Origin of the sequence: Microbacterium sp. NPDC028030 (genome assembly GCF_040637855.1) — a bacterium.
Classification (GTDB): domain Bacteria; phylum Actinomycetota; class Actinomycetes; order Actinomycetales; family Microbacteriaceae; genus Microbacterium.
In genome coordinates this window covers 1,143,556-1,159,060 of the sequence record NZ_JBEZXF010000001.1, presented here as the reverse complement: position 1 = coordinate 1,159,060, position 15,505 = coordinate 1,143,556, and the positions used below count along the sequence as shown (strand labels likewise).

Below are 15,505 nucleotides of genomic sequence, written 5' to 3'. Positions count from 1 at the left end.
CGAGCCCTCACGCGGACGCGGCCGACAGGCGCCGGCGCGCGCCCTCGGTGCGCGCGTACTCGCGATGCAGGGCGGTCTGACGCAGGGCCGAGTGCAGCCAGAATCCGCGCATGCCCGCCCAGCCCGCCGTCCAGGTCAGCCGCCGCGCGTACTCCCAGACGGGCGCGTCACCCAATTCGTCCTGCAGGGCCGCGACCTCCGCTGTGCGGCGCAGGTGGTGCGCGATCAGCTGGGCCCGCCGCGCGGCGAGGCCACGGAAGCGGTACTCGTGGCCGGGGAGCACCGTGTAGCGGTCGTAGGGGGCGAGCCGATCGAGCGAGTTGAAGTAGTCGCCGAGGGGGTCGCTTCCCGGCAGGGTGCCGATCCCGATGCCCGAGTAGATGCGCGGGAGCACGTGGTCTCCGGAATAGAGGAGCCCGCGCTCCTCATCCACGAGACAGACGTGGCCGTCGGTGTGCCCCGGCGTCGCGATGACCCTGAGCCTGTGCCTGCCGAGTTCCAGCACGGAGTCGTGTCCGATCGGCAGATCCGGCGCACCGGACGAGACCAGACTCGGTCGATCGAACGACGCGAGCAGCTCGTCCCACTCGCTGTCGGGAACACCCCACTCGCGCAGCGTGGTGCGGTAGGTCTCGGCGTCGGTCGCCTCCGGTGCGGTCTCGCTCCGGAGCACGCGCTGCTCGACCGCCGAGAACACCACCCGCGCGCCGACGAGTTCCCGGAGGACGCTCGCAGCCCCGAGATGGTCGGGGTGGAAGTGCGTGGCGATCGACGTGCGCACATCGCCGAGTCGCGATCCCGCGCTGCCGAGCCCCGCCTCCAGCGCCTCGATTCCGGCGTCGTCACCCCATCCTGGGTCGATGAGATGGACGCCCCCGTCATCGAGCAGGGCGTAGCAGAGCGTGTGCGGGATCGTCCCCGCGGGAATGGGCACCGGGATCGCCCAGACGTCGGGCGCCACCTGCTCCGCCACGGGCGTCGCACCGGCGTCCCACGCGGCCAGCTGGGGGACGCTCAACGGTTCGACGACGGTCATCGCGCCCACTCCTCCAACCGACTGCGGAAGTCCGGAGGAATGGGGATCGCACGCTGCGCACCGTCGACCAGGACGATCGTGGTGGTCGCCCGGGACACGAGCGCGTCGTCGTCGAGGCGCACCATGCGGTATTCGAGCGGGAACGACGTCGTGCCCGCCGGCCCGATCCGCAGCTCGAGGCGGATCTCGTCGAACAGCCGCGCGGCCACGAGGTACTCGCACTGCGTGGCCCGGGTCACCGTCGTCCATCCGCGGGCCGCGAGCGAGCGATCCTGCCGGAAGCCGTTGCGGAACAGGAAGTCGCTCCAGAGCGCCTCCATCTTGGGGAACCAGCTCGCGTAGTACAGGATGCCGGCGGGGTCGGTGTCGGCGTACGTGAGCCGACGAGTGTCGCTGTGCAGCATCGCACCCCTCCCTGCCAAGCAAACGCTTGTCCCGAGATCGTATCGCGACGCGCGGGGCGCCACAAGGTCTGCGTTTACCTAGCGTTTGTTTGGTACAGTCGCCCCATTCAGCCCCTCGAAGGAGACGGGAATGGTCGGCACCCTCGACGAGCTCGGCGGTCGCAGCGTCGCGATCACCGGAGCCGGATCCGGCCTCGGTCGCGCCTACGCCCTGGCGGCCTCGCGCGCCGGGGCCCGAGTGCTCGTCGCCGACATCGACGAGCACGCTGCCGAGAAGGTCGTCGAGGAGATCGTCGCGGGCGGCGGCGATGCCGTCGCCCTCGCGGTCGACATCTCCACCGTCGGAGCCGGCGCCCGCATCGTCGACGCGGCCCTCGCTGCGTACGGACGGCTCGACGGCTTCGTCGCGAACGCGGGACTGCTCAGCCCCGGCCCCCTGCTCGCTCAGAGCGCCAGCACCATCCGCCGCACCCTGTCGGTGAACATCGACGGCACGATCGACACGGTCGTCGCCGCGGCACGGGCGATGCGCGCGGGCGGGAGCATCGTCGTGATCGTGTCGGGTTCGCTCCTCGGCTCGGCGGACCTCGCGCTGTACGGGACGACCAAGGCTGCGGCCCTCGGACTCGTCTACGGCCTCGCCGTCGAACTCGAGGGGACAGGCATCCGCATCACCGGTCTCGCGCCCCGCGCCCGCACCGGCCTGTCGGGGCAGATGGGCACGGCCGGCGAAGACAAGGGCGGTGCGCCGGAGGGCGTGGCTCCCGCCGTCACGTACCTGCTCAGCGACGCATCGGTCGCCCTGCACGGGCACGTGCTCCGCTTCGACGGCGAGCGCCTCGCCCTGTTCCGCCCTCCGCACATCGCGCGGGACCTCGCCGCTGAGCGATGGGACGCCGCCACGGTCGCTGCGGCGATCGCCGGACCACTGCGCGACGAGGTCGACGCGGCTCTGCCAGGAGTCGCACGCCGCGCTGGTGGCGGAGCCGACGATGTGCTACACGTTGATACCGCGCTCTCCGGCACGAGCTCGAGCGCAGAGGGGGGCTAGGTGCGTCGAATGCCTGCAGCCACGAAGAGCAAGGCGGAGCAGAGCTCCGAACGACGGGACGAGATCCTCGCGATCGCCGCACGACTGATCGCCCATCACGGGTACTCGGCGACGACCGTCCGCGACATCGCGGACGAGGCGGGCATCCTGTCGGGCAGCCTGTACCACCACTTCTCCTCGAAGGAGGCGATGCTCCAGGAGATCCTGCACGGCTTCATGAGCAGACTCCTCACGAAGTACGAGGAGATCGCCGCCGAGACGACCGACCCCCGCGCGGGGATCGACGCGCTCGTCGAGTGCGCCTTCGCCACGATCGATCGCGAACCGTCCGCGGTCGGGCTCTACCAGAACGAGGCCGCGTTCCTCGCGACCCAGCCCGGCTTCGAGTTCCTGGTCGCCGAGAGCGAGCGCATCGAGAAGATCTGGATCGATCAGCTCAGCTCCGGCGCCGAGCAGGGCATCTTCCACGTCGGAGACCCGTCGGTCACGTACCGCTTCATCCGCGACGCCGTGTGGTCGACCGTCCGCTGGTATCGCCCGGGCGGACGCCACACGGCCGCCAGCCTGACCGAGCAGTTCCTGCAGCTGCTGCACGGCGGCCTGCTCGCGCGCTGACGCCGAGCCGCTCGCGCCCCGGCCAGGGGACGGGAGAGGGCTGCGCTCCGGCGACGCCTCTCCCGCCCTCAGCGGGCCTCACTCGGCGAGCACGCCCCGCAGATCGGCGTCCGCCACGGTCTGCGCCGCGACGATCTCGCGCACCGCACCCTTGGCCACCTTGCCGCCCGCGGCCCGCGGGAGCTCGTCCAGGACGACGATCCGCTCGGGATACAGGTGCTTGGAGATGCCGCGGTCTGACAGGTACTGCGTGATGTCGGCGACCGTCACCGCCGGGCCGTTCACCGTCACCGCCACACCGATGCGCTCTCCGAACACGTCGTCGGGCACGGGCACCGCCGAGGCCATCAGCACGCCGGGATGCTGCTCGACGAGCTCCTCGACCTCGACGGCGGAGATGTTCTTGCCGCCGCGGATGATCAGGTCGCTCGTGCGACCGACGACGCGCAGGTAGCCGTCGCTGTCGACCGTGACGAGATCGGGCATCATGAGGCGTCCGTCGTGGAACAGCTCCTCGTTGGCAGCGGGGTCGCCGTAATAGCCCATGCAGATCGTCGGCCCGCACACTCCGGGGCGACCGGGGCCCCCGGTCTCGGTGATGTCCCTGCCCTGCGCGTCGTAGAGGCGCATGTCCATCACGTCGATCACGCGTCCCGCCGTGCGCAGGCGCTGGTCGGCCGTGTCGCGCAGGCTCGTGTTGCTGATGGCGCCCGACTCGTTCGAGCCGTAGAACTGCAGCACCTTCGCCCCCACGCGTTCCTCGAACTGCAGCGCCCGCTCGTAGGGGACGGCCTCGCCGCCGGTGAACATCGCGCGCAGGCTCCCGAGCGACGCCGAGCCCAGCGCCGGCGCATCGAGCATCATCTTAAACTGCGTGCTCACGCACGCCAGGATCGTGACCTGCTCCGCGTCGATCAGACGCAGCATCTCGTCGACGGTGAACCGCTCCATCAGGACGGTCTTCATCCCGAGCATGGCGCTCGCGTAGTGCGCGGTCCACAGCCCGAATCCGAACGGCCCGGGGACGGCGCCGAGCATCACATCGTCAGCGGTGAAGTCCGCGGCCTCGAACGCCATCTTGGAGAAGGCGATCATGCGATTCGCGAACTGGGTCACGAGTTTCGGCCGTCCCGTGGTCCCCGAGGTCGAGTTCAACATCGCCAGCTCGTTGGGGCCCGCCGCGCGCGCCCTGGTCAACTCGATCGACGCGTGCGGGACCTCTTCGACCGTCGCGGTGCCTCCCTCGAACCGGTGGACGCGGACGGGGCCGGACGGGTCGACGATGATGAGCGTGTCGACGGTCCAGCCGTCCTCGGCGAGATCGGCGACGTGATCGAGGGCAGCGCGATCGCGGTGGCTCTCGCGCATCACGAGCACGGTGGCCTCCGACCGCGACATCAGATGCCTGACCTCGTCGCGACCGGACCGCGCGCCCATGCCGACCGCGACCGTTCCGCTGCGCTCGGCCGCGCACAGGGCGACGTGGAACTCGGCCGAGTCGGGCAGCAGCATCCCGAAGCGGGCCCCGCGGGGCATCAGGGCGACGAGCGCGGTCGCGAGCAGGTCGATCTGCTCGTCGTACTCCTTCCAGGTCAACCGGGTGCCGTCGGCGACGTAGGCGACGCGGTCGGGGGTCTCCCGCGCGTTCTTCGCCACGTAGTCGGCGACGGTCAGGTCACCCCACCACCCCTGTGCGACGTACTCGGCCGTCAGCTGCGCGTCCTGTGCCGGGATCTTCATTCCGCTCCCATCTCCTGTTGGATGATTCCCATCGCGCGCTGATAGCCGTCATCGAGGGCCGCGACGTCGTCATAGGCCCCGCTGAGCTGCGCACGCAGCAGCACGTAGCCGCGATCGATCACGCGCTGCAGCGGCCCGATCGCCGGATCGACGATCAGCACGCTGGCTCCCCGATCGGCGATCTCACGGATCGCGTCGGCGAGTCCGCTGACGATCTTGGGCGCGAGGCCGGTCATCATCTCGTCCAGCACGAGGCAGTGGGGCTCGCCCATCAGCGCTCGGCTCACGACGAGCATCTGCTGCTCGCCGCCCGACAGCACTCCGGCGAGGCGGCTCTCGCGTTCCCTGAGCACCGGGAAGCGGTCGAGCGCCTCGTCGACGGCCGCCTTCTTCAGACGGAGCATCTCGGCCATGACCTGCAGGTTGTCTCGGACGGTGAGCTTGGGGAAGAGCTGACGCCCTTGCGGGACGATCGCCAGCCCGGCCCTCGCCCGCTCGATCGATGCGAGCGACGACAGGTCGGTGCCGCCGAGGTCGATCCCGCCCGTGGCCGCGACGGCACCGTAGACGCCGAGCGCGAGGCTCGACTTCCCGGCGCCGTTGGGACCGACGACCGCCGTGATGCGCCCGGCCGGCGCGGTCAGCGTCGCCTTCTCGACGGCGGTCGCGCTGCCGTAACGGACGGTCAGGTCGGTGATGGTGAGATCAGCGCTCATGCGGCATCCTCCTCCGTGGTCCCGAAGTACACGCGCTGCATCTCCGGGCTCGCGAGGCAGTCCTCCGGAGCACCCTCGAACACGCGTCGGCCCTGCGCGAGCAGCATGACGCGGTCGGCGAGGGAGGTGAGCAGATCGACGTTGTGGTCGACGAGGATGACCGCATGCCCGCGGGACTGGACCTGCCGGATCGCGTCGATGATGCCCGCGATCGAGTCGGCGTCGGCTCCCGCGAACGGTTCGTCGAGCAGCATGACCTGCGGGTCCTGCGCGAGGGCCCTGGCGACCTCGACGAGGCGCTGCTCGCCCAGGGAGAGGTTGGCGCACAGCTCGTCGAGCCCTGGCACGCCGAGTTCCTGGGCGACCCGCGTGACGCGGTCCTGCTCCTGGTCGCGGTGCCGGATTCCGTCTGTGATCACGCCGGCGGTCATGCGCCACCACGAAGGGAACCGCTCAGCGGAGGCGCCGACCAGGATGTTCTCCCGCACCGTCAGCTCGAGCGCCAGATGCGGATGCTGGAACGTGCGCGAGAGCCCCTTGCGCGCGCGGACGGCCGTCGGCCCGCTCAACCGCTCCCCGTTCAGGGTGAGCGTACCCGAGTCGGAGCGCTGGATGCCGGTGATGAGGTCCACGAGGGTGGTCTTGCCCGCACCGTTGGGGCCGACGAGCCCGAGGATCTCCCCCCTGCCCACGTGGAAGGAGACGTCGTCGAGGGCGACGAGACCGCCGTATGCCTTGCTCAGACCCTCTCCGCGCAGGACGACATCGTCCCTGGTTTCGCCGATGTTCATCCGCGTGCCTTTCCGATGCGGCCGCGCACCCAGCCGACGAGGGCCTTCCCGTAGCCGATGAGTCCTGCCGGTGCGATGAGCAGGATCAGCAGCACCCCGATCGCGAGCACGAGCTGGCCGGAGCCCTCGAACGCCGACGGCATGTTCGACGTGAGCTGGATGACGACGATCGCCCCGATCACGCAGCCCCACGCTGTGGCCTGCCCGCCGATCAGCGGGACGAACAGGGCCATGAACACGATGGACAGCGTGAAGGTCTCCGGAGTGATGCTCAACATGAAAGACACGAACAGCGCGCCCGCCAGCGAGGCGACGGCCGCGCCGACCGCGAGGGTGACCGTGGTGAGCGTCGTGGTGCGGGTGCCCATCGCCTCGACGGCCGACGGCACGTCGCGCATGGTGCGTACGGTGACGCCCCATGCCCCGGTGCGGATGCGCTCGATGAGCGTCGCGACCACGACCACCAGCAGCAGGGCGATCGCGAGCAGCAGCAGTCGCGGCGGCTCCCAGCCGAAGAAGGTCGGCGACGGGATGCCGCCGATGCCGGCCGACCCGCCCGTGATCGGCTCGAGCGCGATCACCCACGGCTCGAACGCCATGCTGAACAGCAGCGTGACCGCCGCGAGGTAGAAGCCGTTGAGCCGCCGGGTGAGAAGGCCGAGCACGACCGCGACCGCAGCGGAGATGAGCGGTCCGATTATCCACCCCAGGATCGGCGGCAGTCCGGTCTCGGTGGTGACGATCGCGACGCTGTAGGCGCCGATGGCCGCGTAGGCGGCGTAGGCCATCGACATCGAGCCCGCCATCACGAACGGGATGTACATGCCGAGGGCGATGAGCGCGTACACGGCGACCATGACCAGCAGGTCCTGACGGAATCCGCTGTTGCCCGCCCAGACGAGGGCGATGGCACCGACGGCGACCGCCACGGCAGGGACGATCAAGGCACGCGATCCTGCGCGACGTCTGGCGCCGGGAGCCGGCGCGAGCATCGAGTTCACGGGCATCTCCTGAGTGGTCATATCCGGACCCGCGTCGAGAACAGGCCCTGGGGGCGGAAGGCGAAGAACAGCAGCGCGATCAGCAGGACCATCGTGGTCGGCCCCATGCTGCCGAAGTAGAACGGTGCGAACACCTGGATCGCTCCGAGCACGAAGCCGCCGAGCAGCGGTGCCCAGGTGCGCCCCGTGCCGCCGATCACGAGCGCGAGGAAGCCGACCAGCGTCCACGACAGTCCGCTGGTGAAGGCCACGCCGGTCTTCGGTGCGTACAGCAGCCCGGCCGCGCCTGCGATCAAGCCCGCGAGCAGGAAGGCGATGAGCCGGATCCGCCCGACCGGGAGCCCCAGCAGGGCGGCGGCGCCACGGTTGTCACCCACCGCGCGCAACAGGCGCCCGGTGCGGCTGTGCCTCATCCAGAGCGACACGGCGAGGAAGATCAGGGCCGTGGCGACGATGAGGACGACGGCCGTTCCGGAAATGTACGCCGACCCGATCTGCCACGGCCCGAAGGAGAAGAGCACCTGCCCGGGCAGAGCGGGGCGCCCGAAGATGGCACCCGCGCCCTGCTGGACGATGAACAGCACAGCCGTGACCGCGACGAGGGCAGGCAGCTCGCCGCGCCCCGACCGCTTCTGCACCTGGCGCACGACGAGGAGCTCCGTCAGTCCGCTCGCCACCACCGCGATCACGAGCCCCAGCACGAGGCTGAGGGCGATCGGCAACCCGATCTCGAGCGTGAGCCAGCTGGCGCCGAGAGCCGCCGCCATGGCATACGGCCCGATGGCGAAGTTGAAGAACCCGGCGCCGATGAGGGTGAGTTGATACGCGAGGGCGATGAGTCCGAAGAAGCTGCCGATCTCCAGGACCGAGAGCCACAGCTGAGGGTCGGTCATGTCACTCCGACTCGCAGGCGACCTGGTAGTCCTCCCAGGCACCGCTCGGCTCGTTGTCCTCGTCGAACCCCGAGAGCACGAGGCCGCACAGTCCGTCGGCGCCCATGTGCTTGTCGGGACTGAACGAGAGCGTGAAGCCGGGCTGCCCGAACGAGGCCTCGAACCCGGTGATCTCGTCCAGCGCATCGCGCACGGCGACGGGGTCGTCGGCCCCGCCGGCCGCCTCGATCGCCGCCTTGAGGAGGTAGACCGAGTCATAGGCCTGGGCGTCGTAGGCCGTCAGCCGGTAGTCGTCGCCGTTGGCCTCCTTCAGCTTCTTCTCCAGCTCCTGCGTCTTCGGGTTGTCCATGTCGAGCGCGCCCATGTAGACGACATCGGCGAGCGCACCCTTGTTGGTGCGGGCCCACGAGTCCGGCTGGTTGCCGATCGATGCGAGCGAGAAGCGCAGCACTCCGGGGATCTGCTGGTGAAGCGTGTTGTGCGCGAGCACCTCGAAGTTGCCACCGAGGCTCGAGACCAGGATCGCGTCGGGGTCGGCCTGCTTGATGCGCGCGGCCTGCGCCGTGAGGTCGGCGGCGTCGACCGGCGCCGACTCCTCGGCGACGACCTCGACGCAGTCCTCGAGGATCGGGATGATGAGCTTGTTGATGTTGTCGATGGCCGGGGAGGCGTCGGACAACACGGCGATGCTCTCGTAGCCCTTGGTCTCCATCGCGCCGCAGTAGGCCTCGGCGAACTGGTCGACGCCGTTCGCGAGCATGTAGGTGAACTCGTTGTCCGGGGCCTCCGCGACCGAGGTGGTCACGGCGGTTGGGGCTATGGCCGGGATACCCGCCTGCTTGACGACCGACTTGCCCTGCAGCACGGCCCCGCTGCCGGTGTCGAGCAGGATCACCTGCGCCCCGTCGTCGACGAGCTTCCGCACGACCGTCGGGGTCTTGGTGGGGTCGGACTCGTCGTTGCCGACCACGACGCGGATCTGCTGGCCGTCGATCCCGCCCGCGGCGTTGATCTCGTCGATGGCGAAGCGGATCGTCTTGCCCGCGATCACCGCGTAGGCGGCGCCGGGACCGGTGCTGTCCTCGTCGAGACCGAACACGATCTCGCCGTCCGCGGCGCCGGCGTCACCCGAGCCCGATGTGTCGTCGGCCGCGCAGGCGGCGAGTGAGACGGCAAGTGTGGCAGCTCCCAGCAAGGCGAGCAGTCGCTGTGACTTCACGTGAAACCTCCATTGGTTTCCTCGGTGCCTGGCGCCGCTGTGCGCCAAACAAATGCTTGGTTGCTGCAACCATACCCAGCACGACGGATGACGTCAACGCCGTCGTCGACACGAATCCGGCAGGGGCCACGCACCCGGGTCACCCGCTGCCGGGGGCTCGTCAGACGTCGGGAACCTCTCGCGAACGCAGGCCCCGCGGGTCGAGCACCGTACGGATCAGGTGCAGCTCCTGCTCGTCGGGCACGCGGGTGAGCGGGACATCGGTCGGGATGTCGAGGGGGAAGCCCGTCGCGGCGACGACCTCGTCGACCCGCACCCCCGGATGCACGCTGACGAGCCTCATGGTGCCGTCGGCGCCGGCGAGATCGAGCACCGCAAGGTTCGTCACCACGCCGCGCAGATCGTGGAACCGCATCCCCAGCCGCGCGGCACGATCGGCGCCGACACCCGTCACGGTGTCGACCTCCGGCACGAAGACGCGGGTCGAATGCCGCGGGACGAAATAGCTGGTCGCGTGATTCGCCGTGTTGGTCGCCGCGCCCCGCGCACCGACGAGCTGGTGCGTCGGGCGATCGCGGGGGCCGATCGCCGAGAGATTCTGGTTGCCGTGCCGGTCGATCTGCGGCGCCCCCATGATCACGTGGCGCCGCCCGGTGGCGATCAGCTCGAACAGCTTCGCGTAGGGCAGATGGCCCTCCGGTCGCGTGAAGGGCCGGTCGACGGCGGGGGTGTCGGCGAACAGTGTCGCATCGCCGTCACTGAGGAGGAGTTCCGGCGCATGCGTGAGCCGCGCCAGGCGCACCCCGATGGTCGGCACCACACCGAAGGAGCTCGCGAGGATCGCCCCGGAGCCGCGGAACAGGTCGGCGCAGGCTGTCGCGGCGACCTCGGAACGCGTGATCATCGCGCTTCGCCTCCTTCCGCGGCGGACACCGCGTCCCCACCGTCGAGATACCGCTCGAGGTACCGCTGCCAGGCCTGCGCATCGCGCGCCGAGTCCGCGTACTCGCGCTGGGCCTCCTCGTCACGCGGATATTCCGGGAGCAGGGCCGTGAACCCTGCGCCGCCTGGGGCCGCGGTCACGACGCCCGTCTCGGTACGGTTCAGGATCAACGTCGACGGGTGCGCGGCGGCGAGCTGCTCCGTGCCGACGATGCGCTCCGCCGAGACGACGGTGAGAGTCGCCGCGCGCGCCATGATCTCGTCGAAGAAGGGATCGGGCCCCAGGCACTGCGCGTTGCCGACGCCATCGGACTGCTCGACGTGCACGAGCGCGATGTCGAGCGGGATCGCGGGCATCGCGACCAGGGTCTCCCCGTCGTCGTAGGGCGACACGATGGTCAGGATCTCCGGGTTCTCGGTCACCGCATCGGAACCGATCCCGTTGCGGAGCGCCTCGAAGGGGAGACGCCGCGAAGCCGCCCGCAGACCCGCGACCAGCATGGCCTCGTCGAGCTCGGTGGTCGCCACCACACCGCGCCGTCGTGCGGCGGCGAAGTGGGGGTCGATCGGGATCGAGTCGAGCGACACGAACCCGTGCACGATGCGCGCGGCCTGTCCGGTCGCGCAGAGGATGCCCGCATCCGGACCCCCGAACGTCACCACGGTGAGGTCGCGCGCACCGCTGCGCACGAGCTCTCGCAGCAGCGCCATCGGTTTGCGACGCGACCCCCACCCGCCGATCCCCACCGTCATGCCGTCGCGGAAGAGCCCGGCGATCTCCTCGATCGGCCGCAGCGCCGCCATCAGGTCTCCAGCGTGTTGCCGGTGGCCACGAACTCGTCGCGATGTTCGTCGGCGACGCCCGCCAGATTGAGCTCGAACGTGAAGCCCTGCTCGAAGCGGTAGCTGCGGTTGACGTCGATCGGGTCGATGCCGTTGAGCGCCTCCTTCGCCGCGCGGATCACCCTCGTGTCCTTCGCGGCGATCCGGGCGGCGAACGCGAACGCCGCATCGTCGAGTTCGGCGCGCGGCACCACCTGATCGACCGAGCCGAATTCGGCCAGTCGCTGGGCCGTGACAGTGCGGGCGGAGTAGTACATCGCGCGCAGCATGTGGTGCGGCACGAGCCGCGCGAGGTGCGTCGCGGCGCCGAGAGCACCTCTGTCGACCTCCGGAACCCCGAAGTACGCGTCGTCGGAGGCGATGATGACGTCGGAGTTGCCGACGAGCCCGACCCCGCCGCCCAGGCAGAAGCCGTTCACGGCCGAGATCACCGGGACCGGGCATTCGTAGATGGCCTTGAACGCGTCGAAACAGCCGCGGTTGGCGCCGAGCAGACCGCGGAACCCCTCGATACGCTGCATCTCCTTGATGTCGACTCCGGCGTTGAAGCCCTTGCCCTCTGCCCGCAGGACGACCACGCGGGTCGACCCGTCGGCACCGGCTTCGCGCATCGCGTCGGCCACATCGAACCACCCCTGCACCGGCAGTGCATTCACGGGGGGATAGTTCATCGTGACGACGTGTACGCCCTTGTCCTGCGTGGTGATCTCGATCGACATGAGTGCCTGCCTAACTCTGCTTCCGGTTGTTCTGGTTGTCCTGCCGGTCCGGTGCCTGGGCGACCTGCGACCGGATCCAGGAGACCGATCGGCGAAGCGCCGACTCCGGTCCTTCCTCCTCGATCGCCGGGCCGATCAGCTCGGCATCGACGATGCCCTCGTACCCGGCACGCAGGACCAGGGCGAGAAGCTGCCGCATCGGCAGATCCGCGTCGCCCGGCACCCATCGGTTGGGGAACGACGACGTGCCGAGCACGAAGTCGGAGACCTGCACGATCTCGATCTGCGCCGTCCTACCGGCGACGAGGGCGCCGAGGCCGCGCTCCTGCCAGCAGCAGTACAGGTCGAGGCACACGCCCATCCCCGCTCTCTCGGCGAGCGCGAACGCGTCGGCAGCGGTGTGGGTGAAGCTGATGTCGCTGCGCAGCGACATGGTGTTCTCGACGGCCAGACGCACGTCGAGCGACCCGGCGAGCTGCACGAGAGGTGCCAGGCGTCGGGCGAAGAGGTCTGCCGCACGCTCCCAGTCCAGGTGCCCCGAGGGACCAGAGGTGAGATACACCGTGCCGGCGCCGAGGTCATGCGCTCGGCGCACTCCGTCGGCGAGCACCCCGAGCTGCCTCTCCCACCCCGCGTCGTCGTCCGGGTGCGCGCTGAGCGGATGCACCAGGTAGCCCAGGCGCACGCCGTGCCCCTCGAGCAGGTCGTACACACGCGCGGTGTCATACCCTGCTGTCTTCGCCACGGGCAGTCCGACGAGATCCGTGCCGGTGCGCCCGTACATCGCGATCTCCTCGTCGAGGTCCCAGGACAACGCCGCCATGCCGCTCACGCACACGGCAGGACCGGGGATGCGGGCGTAGATCATGGTCGCGCGTCGACGCCGGCCACGATCTCGGCGAGCGCGCGCTCGACGTCGTCGCGGTCGTATCCGAGCACCGCGGTCTCGTCGGCGTCCGGCTCGAACGCGATGACGGCTCCCCGCCCCTGCACGATGAAGCGGTCCGGCTGGAAGGGGTGCTCTTCGTCGCGCTCCTCGATCACGTGCCGGCTGCCTGCGGCCTCGGCCAGGAGCTGGAAGTACTCGCGGTAGGTGAGGTTGCGATCACCCACGAGGTAGGCGTGCCCTGCGGCCCCCGAATCGAGCGCCCCTTGCACGGCCTGCGAGAGCGAGCGGACCGACATGTAGTTCGTGCCGCCAGGAGGGGCGACCAGCGCCGGGTCTTCGACCTCTCCGCGCACCCACGCCACCATGCGGGCGAAACGTCGGAGTCCGCGCTCATCGGCCCCGACGATCGAGGGCGGATTCAGCGTGATCGCGGAGAAGCCGTCTCCGCTGAGAGCGCGCGCCCCGTCATCGGCATCCCGGCGCGCCGCCACGTAGGGGATGCGCTCCGCCCACTCCGGGTGCAGCTGGTGGTAGTAGCTGCCGATCTCCACGAAGCGCGAGACCCCCGCGGCCTTGGCGAGGGCGGCGAACCGCGGCACGCCCCCGCTCTGCGTCCGCTCCCAGAAGTCGGCGTCCTCCTGCTCCGCCGGGACATGACGGATGTCGTTGCCCGCCGAGAACACGATCGCGTCGAAGCCCTCGAGCGCCACGGGAGCGGACTCGGTCTCGGTGTAGTCGCCGATCAGCCGCGGCATGCCCGCCACGGCGCTCGGGTCGCGGTCGGAGGGGCCACGGCGCGACATGACCGTGACCTCGTCGCCCCGCGCCGCGAGGTCGGCCGCGATGCGACTCCCGATCATGCCGGTCGCACCGACCACGAGCACCCGACTCATGCGAACACCGCCTTCGCGTCCGAGATCACCTGCGCACCATGGCGGCGCAGCTCGAAGGCGCCGTCCGGCCAGCTCTCCAGCTCGAGCACATCGCCGGGCACGACGGGACCGCTGAAGCGTCCGTGCAGCGACGTGAGGTCGGCGGGGTGGGCGCCGCGGTCACGCGCCATCACGAGCGTCGCGGCGGCGAGGGTGCACAGTCCCTGGAGGATGGGGATCGGCTGACCGATGCGCGCCGACGCCTCGGGGTCGATGTGGATGTGGTGGCGGTCTCCGGTGAGTCGGTAGAGCGCGGCCTGCGTGGGGAACGTCGGCACGGCGCCGATCGTCCCGGACCCGCGGTCGGCGGCGGTTGCGCGTGCCGGCCCTCGTTCTCCGCCGAAACCGCCCGTCCCGGGGGCGAACAGCGACCACATCGCGGTGAACTGCGCGCACTCGACGATCACCTCGAAGACCGAGGCGGTGCCCTTGTCCCACACGTCGCCGACGCGAGCGTTCAGGGTGATCTCCCCCGACCTGGGCAGGGGGCCGTGCACCTCGAGCGTCTGGGATCCGTGCACCGCGGCATCGCCGTATGCACCGGCCTCGGCGAGGACGTCGGGTGCCCATTGCGCGAGAGTGAGGCCGAACGACGGCAGCACGCGCAGGCGGTCCTCGAACACGAGGTCGAGATCATCGGCGCGAGCCCCGACCGCGAGGGCATAGAGGATCGCGTCCCTGTCGTCGTAGCCGACGACGCGCGTGCCGAGCGAGCGTCCCGCCCATTCGCCGCTGTTCATGCGCCGTACACCGCCTCGGGGCTGGCGCCCTCATCCACGAGCGCGCGGACCGCGTCGCCGATCTCGGCGGCGGCCCAGCGGCGATCGAGCTCGCGCACCGGCCCGTGGCGCCATCCCTCTTCGAGACAGATCCGACCGCCCTCGATCTCGATCACACGGCCCGTGATGTCGCAGTCGGGGCTCGCGAGCCAGGCCACGAGCGGCGAGACGTTGGCGGGGTCCATGCGGTCGAAGCCCTCGACGGGCGCGGCCATCGCGTCGGCGAAGGGCCCCTCGGTCATGCGTGTGCGGGCGGACGGCGCGATCGCGTTCACGGCGACCCCGTAGCGGCCGAGCTCCTGCGCGGCGACGAGGGTGAGCGAGGCGATGCCGCCCTTGGCCGCGGAGTAGGCCGCCTGGCCGACGCTGCCCTGGAGCCCTGCACCCGACGAGGTGTTGATGACGCGGGCTACGGGGACCCTCCCCTCCTTGGCCTCGGCGCGCCAGTACGCACCGGCGTGCCGGAGCGGGGCGAAGTGTCCTTTGAGGTGCACGCGGATCACCGCGTCCCACTCGTCTTCATCGGCGTTGACGAGCATCCGGTCGCGCACGAAGCCCGCGTTGTTGACGAGGATGTCGAGGCGCCCGAAGGTGGAGGTCGCCTGCGCGATGAGCTCCCCCGCCTGCAGGAAGTCGGCGATGTCGGCACCGTTGGCGACGGCTTCGCCCCCCTCGGCGCGGATCGTGTCGACGACGTCCTGAGCGGGGCCGACCGAGTTCCCCGCTCCGTCGAGCGCCGTACCCAGGTCGTTCACGACGACCCTGGCGCCCTGCCTGGCGAGTTCGAGCGCGTGCTCACGGCCGAGACCGCGTCCGGCGCCGGTCACGATCGCGACCCGTCCATCGAGAATTCCTGCCATGTCCGACTCTCCTTCGAGACCGCGCCGGTGTGTGCGACCGACGGAACACCCTCACCCTAGCAACCAAGCAAACGC

Annotated in this window: 17 protein-coding genes; 2 read left to right on the top strand and 15 right to left on the bottom strand. The window is 70.2% G+C overall.

The features are described from left to right. Window positions 1–7: 7 nt before the first annotated feature. Window positions 8–1,036: an MBL fold metallo-hydrolase gene (locus tag AB0E56_RS05715; RefSeq protein WP_359797340.1), complete on the bottom strand. Its 1,029-nt coding sequence runs from the start codon at window positions 1,034–1,036 to the stop codon at window positions 8–10. Then, complete coding sequence (locus AB0E56_RS05710) at window positions 1,033–1,440, bottom strand: thioesterase family protein (RefSeq protein ID WP_359797338.1); 408 nt, start codon at window positions 1,438–1,440, stop codon at window positions 1,033–1,035. Before AB0E56_RS05710 ends, AB0E56_RS05715 begins: the two co-directional genes overlap by 4 nt. 130 nt (window positions 1,441–1,570) lie before the next feature. Here AB0E56_RS05710 and AB0E56_RS05705 point away from each other — a divergent pair, with 130 nt between their 5' ends. Both AB0E56_RS05705 and AB0E56_RS05700 read left to right on the top strand, forming a co-directional pair. Continuing rightward, window positions 1,571–2,491, top strand: coding sequence for an SDR family oxidoreductase (locus tag AB0E56_RS05705; RefSeq protein ID WP_359797337.1), 921 nt, complete (start codon window positions 1,571–1,573; stop codon window positions 2,489–2,491). 9 nt (window positions 2,492–2,500) lie between these two features. Then, on the top strand, window positions 2,501–3,106 hold the full coding sequence (locus AB0E56_RS05700; RefSeq protein ID WP_359797336.1) for a TetR/AcrR family transcriptional regulator: 606 nt from the start codon (window positions 2,501–2,503) through the stop codon (window positions 3,104–3,106). 78 nt (window positions 3,107–3,184) lie between these two features. Here AB0E56_RS05700 and AB0E56_RS05695 read toward each other — a convergent pair whose 3' ends face one another. From AB0E56_RS05695 to AB0E56_RS05635, 13 genes are all read right to left on the bottom strand, one after another. After that, window positions 3,185–4,846, bottom strand: coding sequence for a class I adenylate-forming enzyme family protein (locus AB0E56_RS05695; protein ID WP_359797335.1), 1,662 nt, complete (start codon window positions 4,844–4,846; stop codon window positions 3,185–3,187). Then, entirely contained in the window at window positions 4,843–5,562 is a 720-nt protein-coding gene (locus tag AB0E56_RS05690; protein ID WP_359797334.1) for an ATP-binding cassette domain-containing protein, read from the bottom strand. Before AB0E56_RS05690 ends, AB0E56_RS05695 begins: the two co-directional genes overlap by 4 nt. Beyond that, entirely contained in the window at window positions 5,559–6,353 is a 795-nt protein-coding gene (locus tag AB0E56_RS05685) for an ATP-binding cassette domain-containing protein (protein WP_359797332.1), read from the bottom strand. Before AB0E56_RS05685 ends, AB0E56_RS05690 begins: the two co-directional genes overlap by 4 nt. Next, window positions 6,350–7,375: a branched-chain amino acid ABC transporter permease gene (locus AB0E56_RS05680; protein WP_359797331.1), complete on the bottom strand. Its 1,026-nt coding sequence runs from the start codon at window positions 7,373–7,375 to the stop codon at window positions 6,350–6,352. Before AB0E56_RS05680 ends, AB0E56_RS05685 begins: the two co-directional genes overlap by 4 nt. After that, window positions 7,372–8,247, bottom strand: a complete 876-nt coding sequence (locus AB0E56_RS05675; RefSeq protein ID WP_359797329.1) for a branched-chain amino acid ABC transporter permease — start codon at window positions 8,245–8,247, stop codon at window positions 7,372–7,374. Before AB0E56_RS05675 ends, AB0E56_RS05680 begins: the two co-directional genes overlap by 4 nt. 1 nt (window position 8,248) lies before the next feature. After that, complete coding sequence (locus AB0E56_RS05670; protein WP_359797328.1) at window positions 8,249–9,466, bottom strand: ABC transporter substrate-binding protein; 1,218 nt, start codon at window positions 9,464–9,466, stop codon at window positions 8,249–8,251. Between the two features lie 160 nt (window positions 9,467–9,626). Then, window positions 9,627–10,370, bottom strand: a complete 744-nt coding sequence (locus AB0E56_RS05665) for a CoA-transferase (RefSeq protein ID WP_359797326.1) — start codon at window positions 10,368–10,370, stop codon at window positions 9,627–9,629. Then, a complete protein-coding gene (locus tag AB0E56_RS05660; RefSeq protein WP_359797325.1) occupies window positions 10,367–11,212 on the bottom strand; it encodes a CoA-transferase in 846 nt (281 codons plus the stop codon). Before AB0E56_RS05660 ends, AB0E56_RS05665 begins: the two co-directional genes overlap by 4 nt. Then, entirely contained in the window at window positions 11,212–11,970 is a 759-nt protein-coding gene (locus AB0E56_RS05655) for an enoyl-CoA hydratase family protein (protein ID WP_359797323.1), read from the bottom strand. The genes AB0E56_RS05660 and AB0E56_RS05655 overlap by 1 nt, the downstream gene beginning before the upstream one ends. 10 nt (window positions 11,971–11,980) lie before the next feature. Then, the gene (locus AB0E56_RS05650; protein ID WP_359797321.1) at window positions 11,981–12,838 is read right to left on the bottom strand and encodes a sugar phosphate isomerase/epimerase family protein; all 858 of its coding nucleotides are present in this window, start codon (window positions 12,836–12,838) and stop codon (window positions 11,981–11,983) included. Further along, window positions 12,835–13,752, bottom strand: coding sequence for an NAD-dependent epimerase/dehydratase family protein (locus AB0E56_RS05645; protein WP_359797318.1), 918 nt, complete (start codon window positions 13,750–13,752; stop codon window positions 12,835–12,837). Before AB0E56_RS05645 ends, AB0E56_RS05650 begins: the two co-directional genes overlap by 4 nt. Continuing rightward, on the bottom strand, window positions 13,749–14,531 hold the full coding sequence (locus tag AB0E56_RS05640) for a MaoC/PaaZ C-terminal domain-containing protein (RefSeq protein ID WP_359797316.1): 783 nt from the start codon (window positions 14,529–14,531) through the stop codon (window positions 13,749–13,751). The genes AB0E56_RS05645 and AB0E56_RS05640 overlap by 4 nt, the downstream gene beginning before the upstream one ends. Continuing rightward, window positions 14,528–15,430 (bottom strand): SDR family oxidoreductase, encoded by a 903-nt coding sequence (locus AB0E56_RS05635; protein ID WP_359797315.1) that lies wholly within the window; start codon window positions 15,428–15,430, stop codon window positions 14,528–14,530. Before AB0E56_RS05635 ends, AB0E56_RS05640 begins: the two co-directional genes overlap by 4 nt. Between the last annotated feature and the right edge of the window lie 75 nt (window positions 15,431–15,505).

Coding starts and splice junctions, on each gene's coding strand:
- AB0E56_RS05715 (WP_359797340.1), bottom strand. CDS start 1,036: ATGACCGTCGTCGAACCGTTGAGCGTCCCCCAGCTGGCCGCGTGGGAC.
- AB0E56_RS05710 (WP_359797338.1), bottom strand. CDS start 1,440: ATGCTGCACAGCGACACTCGTCGGCTCACGTACGCCGACACCGACCCC.
- AB0E56_RS05705 (WP_359797337.1), top strand. CDS start 1,571: ATGGTCGGCACCCTCGACGAGCTCGGCGGTCGCAGCGTCGCGATCACC.
- AB0E56_RS05700 (WP_359797336.1), top strand. CDS start 2,501: ATGCCTGCAGCCACGAAGAGCAAGGCGGAGCAGAGCTCCGAACGACGG.
- AB0E56_RS05695 (WP_359797335.1), bottom strand. CDS start 4,846: ATGAAGATCCCGGCACAGGACGCGCAGCTGACGGCCGAGTACGTCGCA.
- AB0E56_RS05690 (WP_359797334.1), bottom strand. CDS start 5,562: ATGAGCGCTGATCTCACCATCACCGACCTGACCGTCCGTTACGGCAGC.
- AB0E56_RS05685 (WP_359797332.1), bottom strand. CDS start 6,353: ATGAACATCGGCGAAACCAGGGACGATGTCGTCCTGCGCGGAGAGGGT.
- AB0E56_RS05680 (WP_359797331.1), bottom strand. CDS start 7,375: ATGACCACTCAGGAGATGCCCGTGAACTCGATGCTCGCGCCGGCTCCC.
- AB0E56_RS05675 (WP_359797329.1), bottom strand. CDS start 8,247: ATGACCGACCCTCAGCTGTGGCTCTCGGTCCTGGAGATCGGCAGCTTC.
- AB0E56_RS05665 (WP_359797326.1), bottom strand. CDS start 10,370: ATGATCACGCGTTCCGAGGTCGCCGCGACAGCCTGCGCCGACCTGTTC.
- AB0E56_RS05660 (WP_359797325.1), bottom strand. CDS start 11,212: ATGGCGGCGCTGCGGCCGATCGAGGAGATCGCCGGGCTCTTCCGCGAC.
- AB0E56_RS05655 (WP_359797323.1), bottom strand. CDS start 11,970: ATGTCGATCGAGATCACCACGCAGGACAAGGGCGTACACGTCGTCACG.
- AB0E56_RS05650 (WP_359797321.1), bottom strand. CDS start 12,838: ATGATCTACGCCCGCATCCCCGGTCCTGCCGTGTGCGTGAGCGGCATG.
- AB0E56_RS05645 (WP_359797318.1), bottom strand. CDS start 13,752: ATGAGTCGGGTGCTCGTGGTCGGTGCGACCGGCATGATCGGGAGTCGC.
- AB0E56_RS05640 (WP_359797316.1), bottom strand. CDS start 14,531: ATGAACAGCGGCGAATGGGCGGGACGCTCGCTCGGCACGCGCGTCGTC.
- AB0E56_RS05635 (WP_359797315.1), bottom strand. CDS start 15,430: ATGGCAGGAATTCTCGATGGACGGGTCGCGATCGTGACCGGCGCCGGA.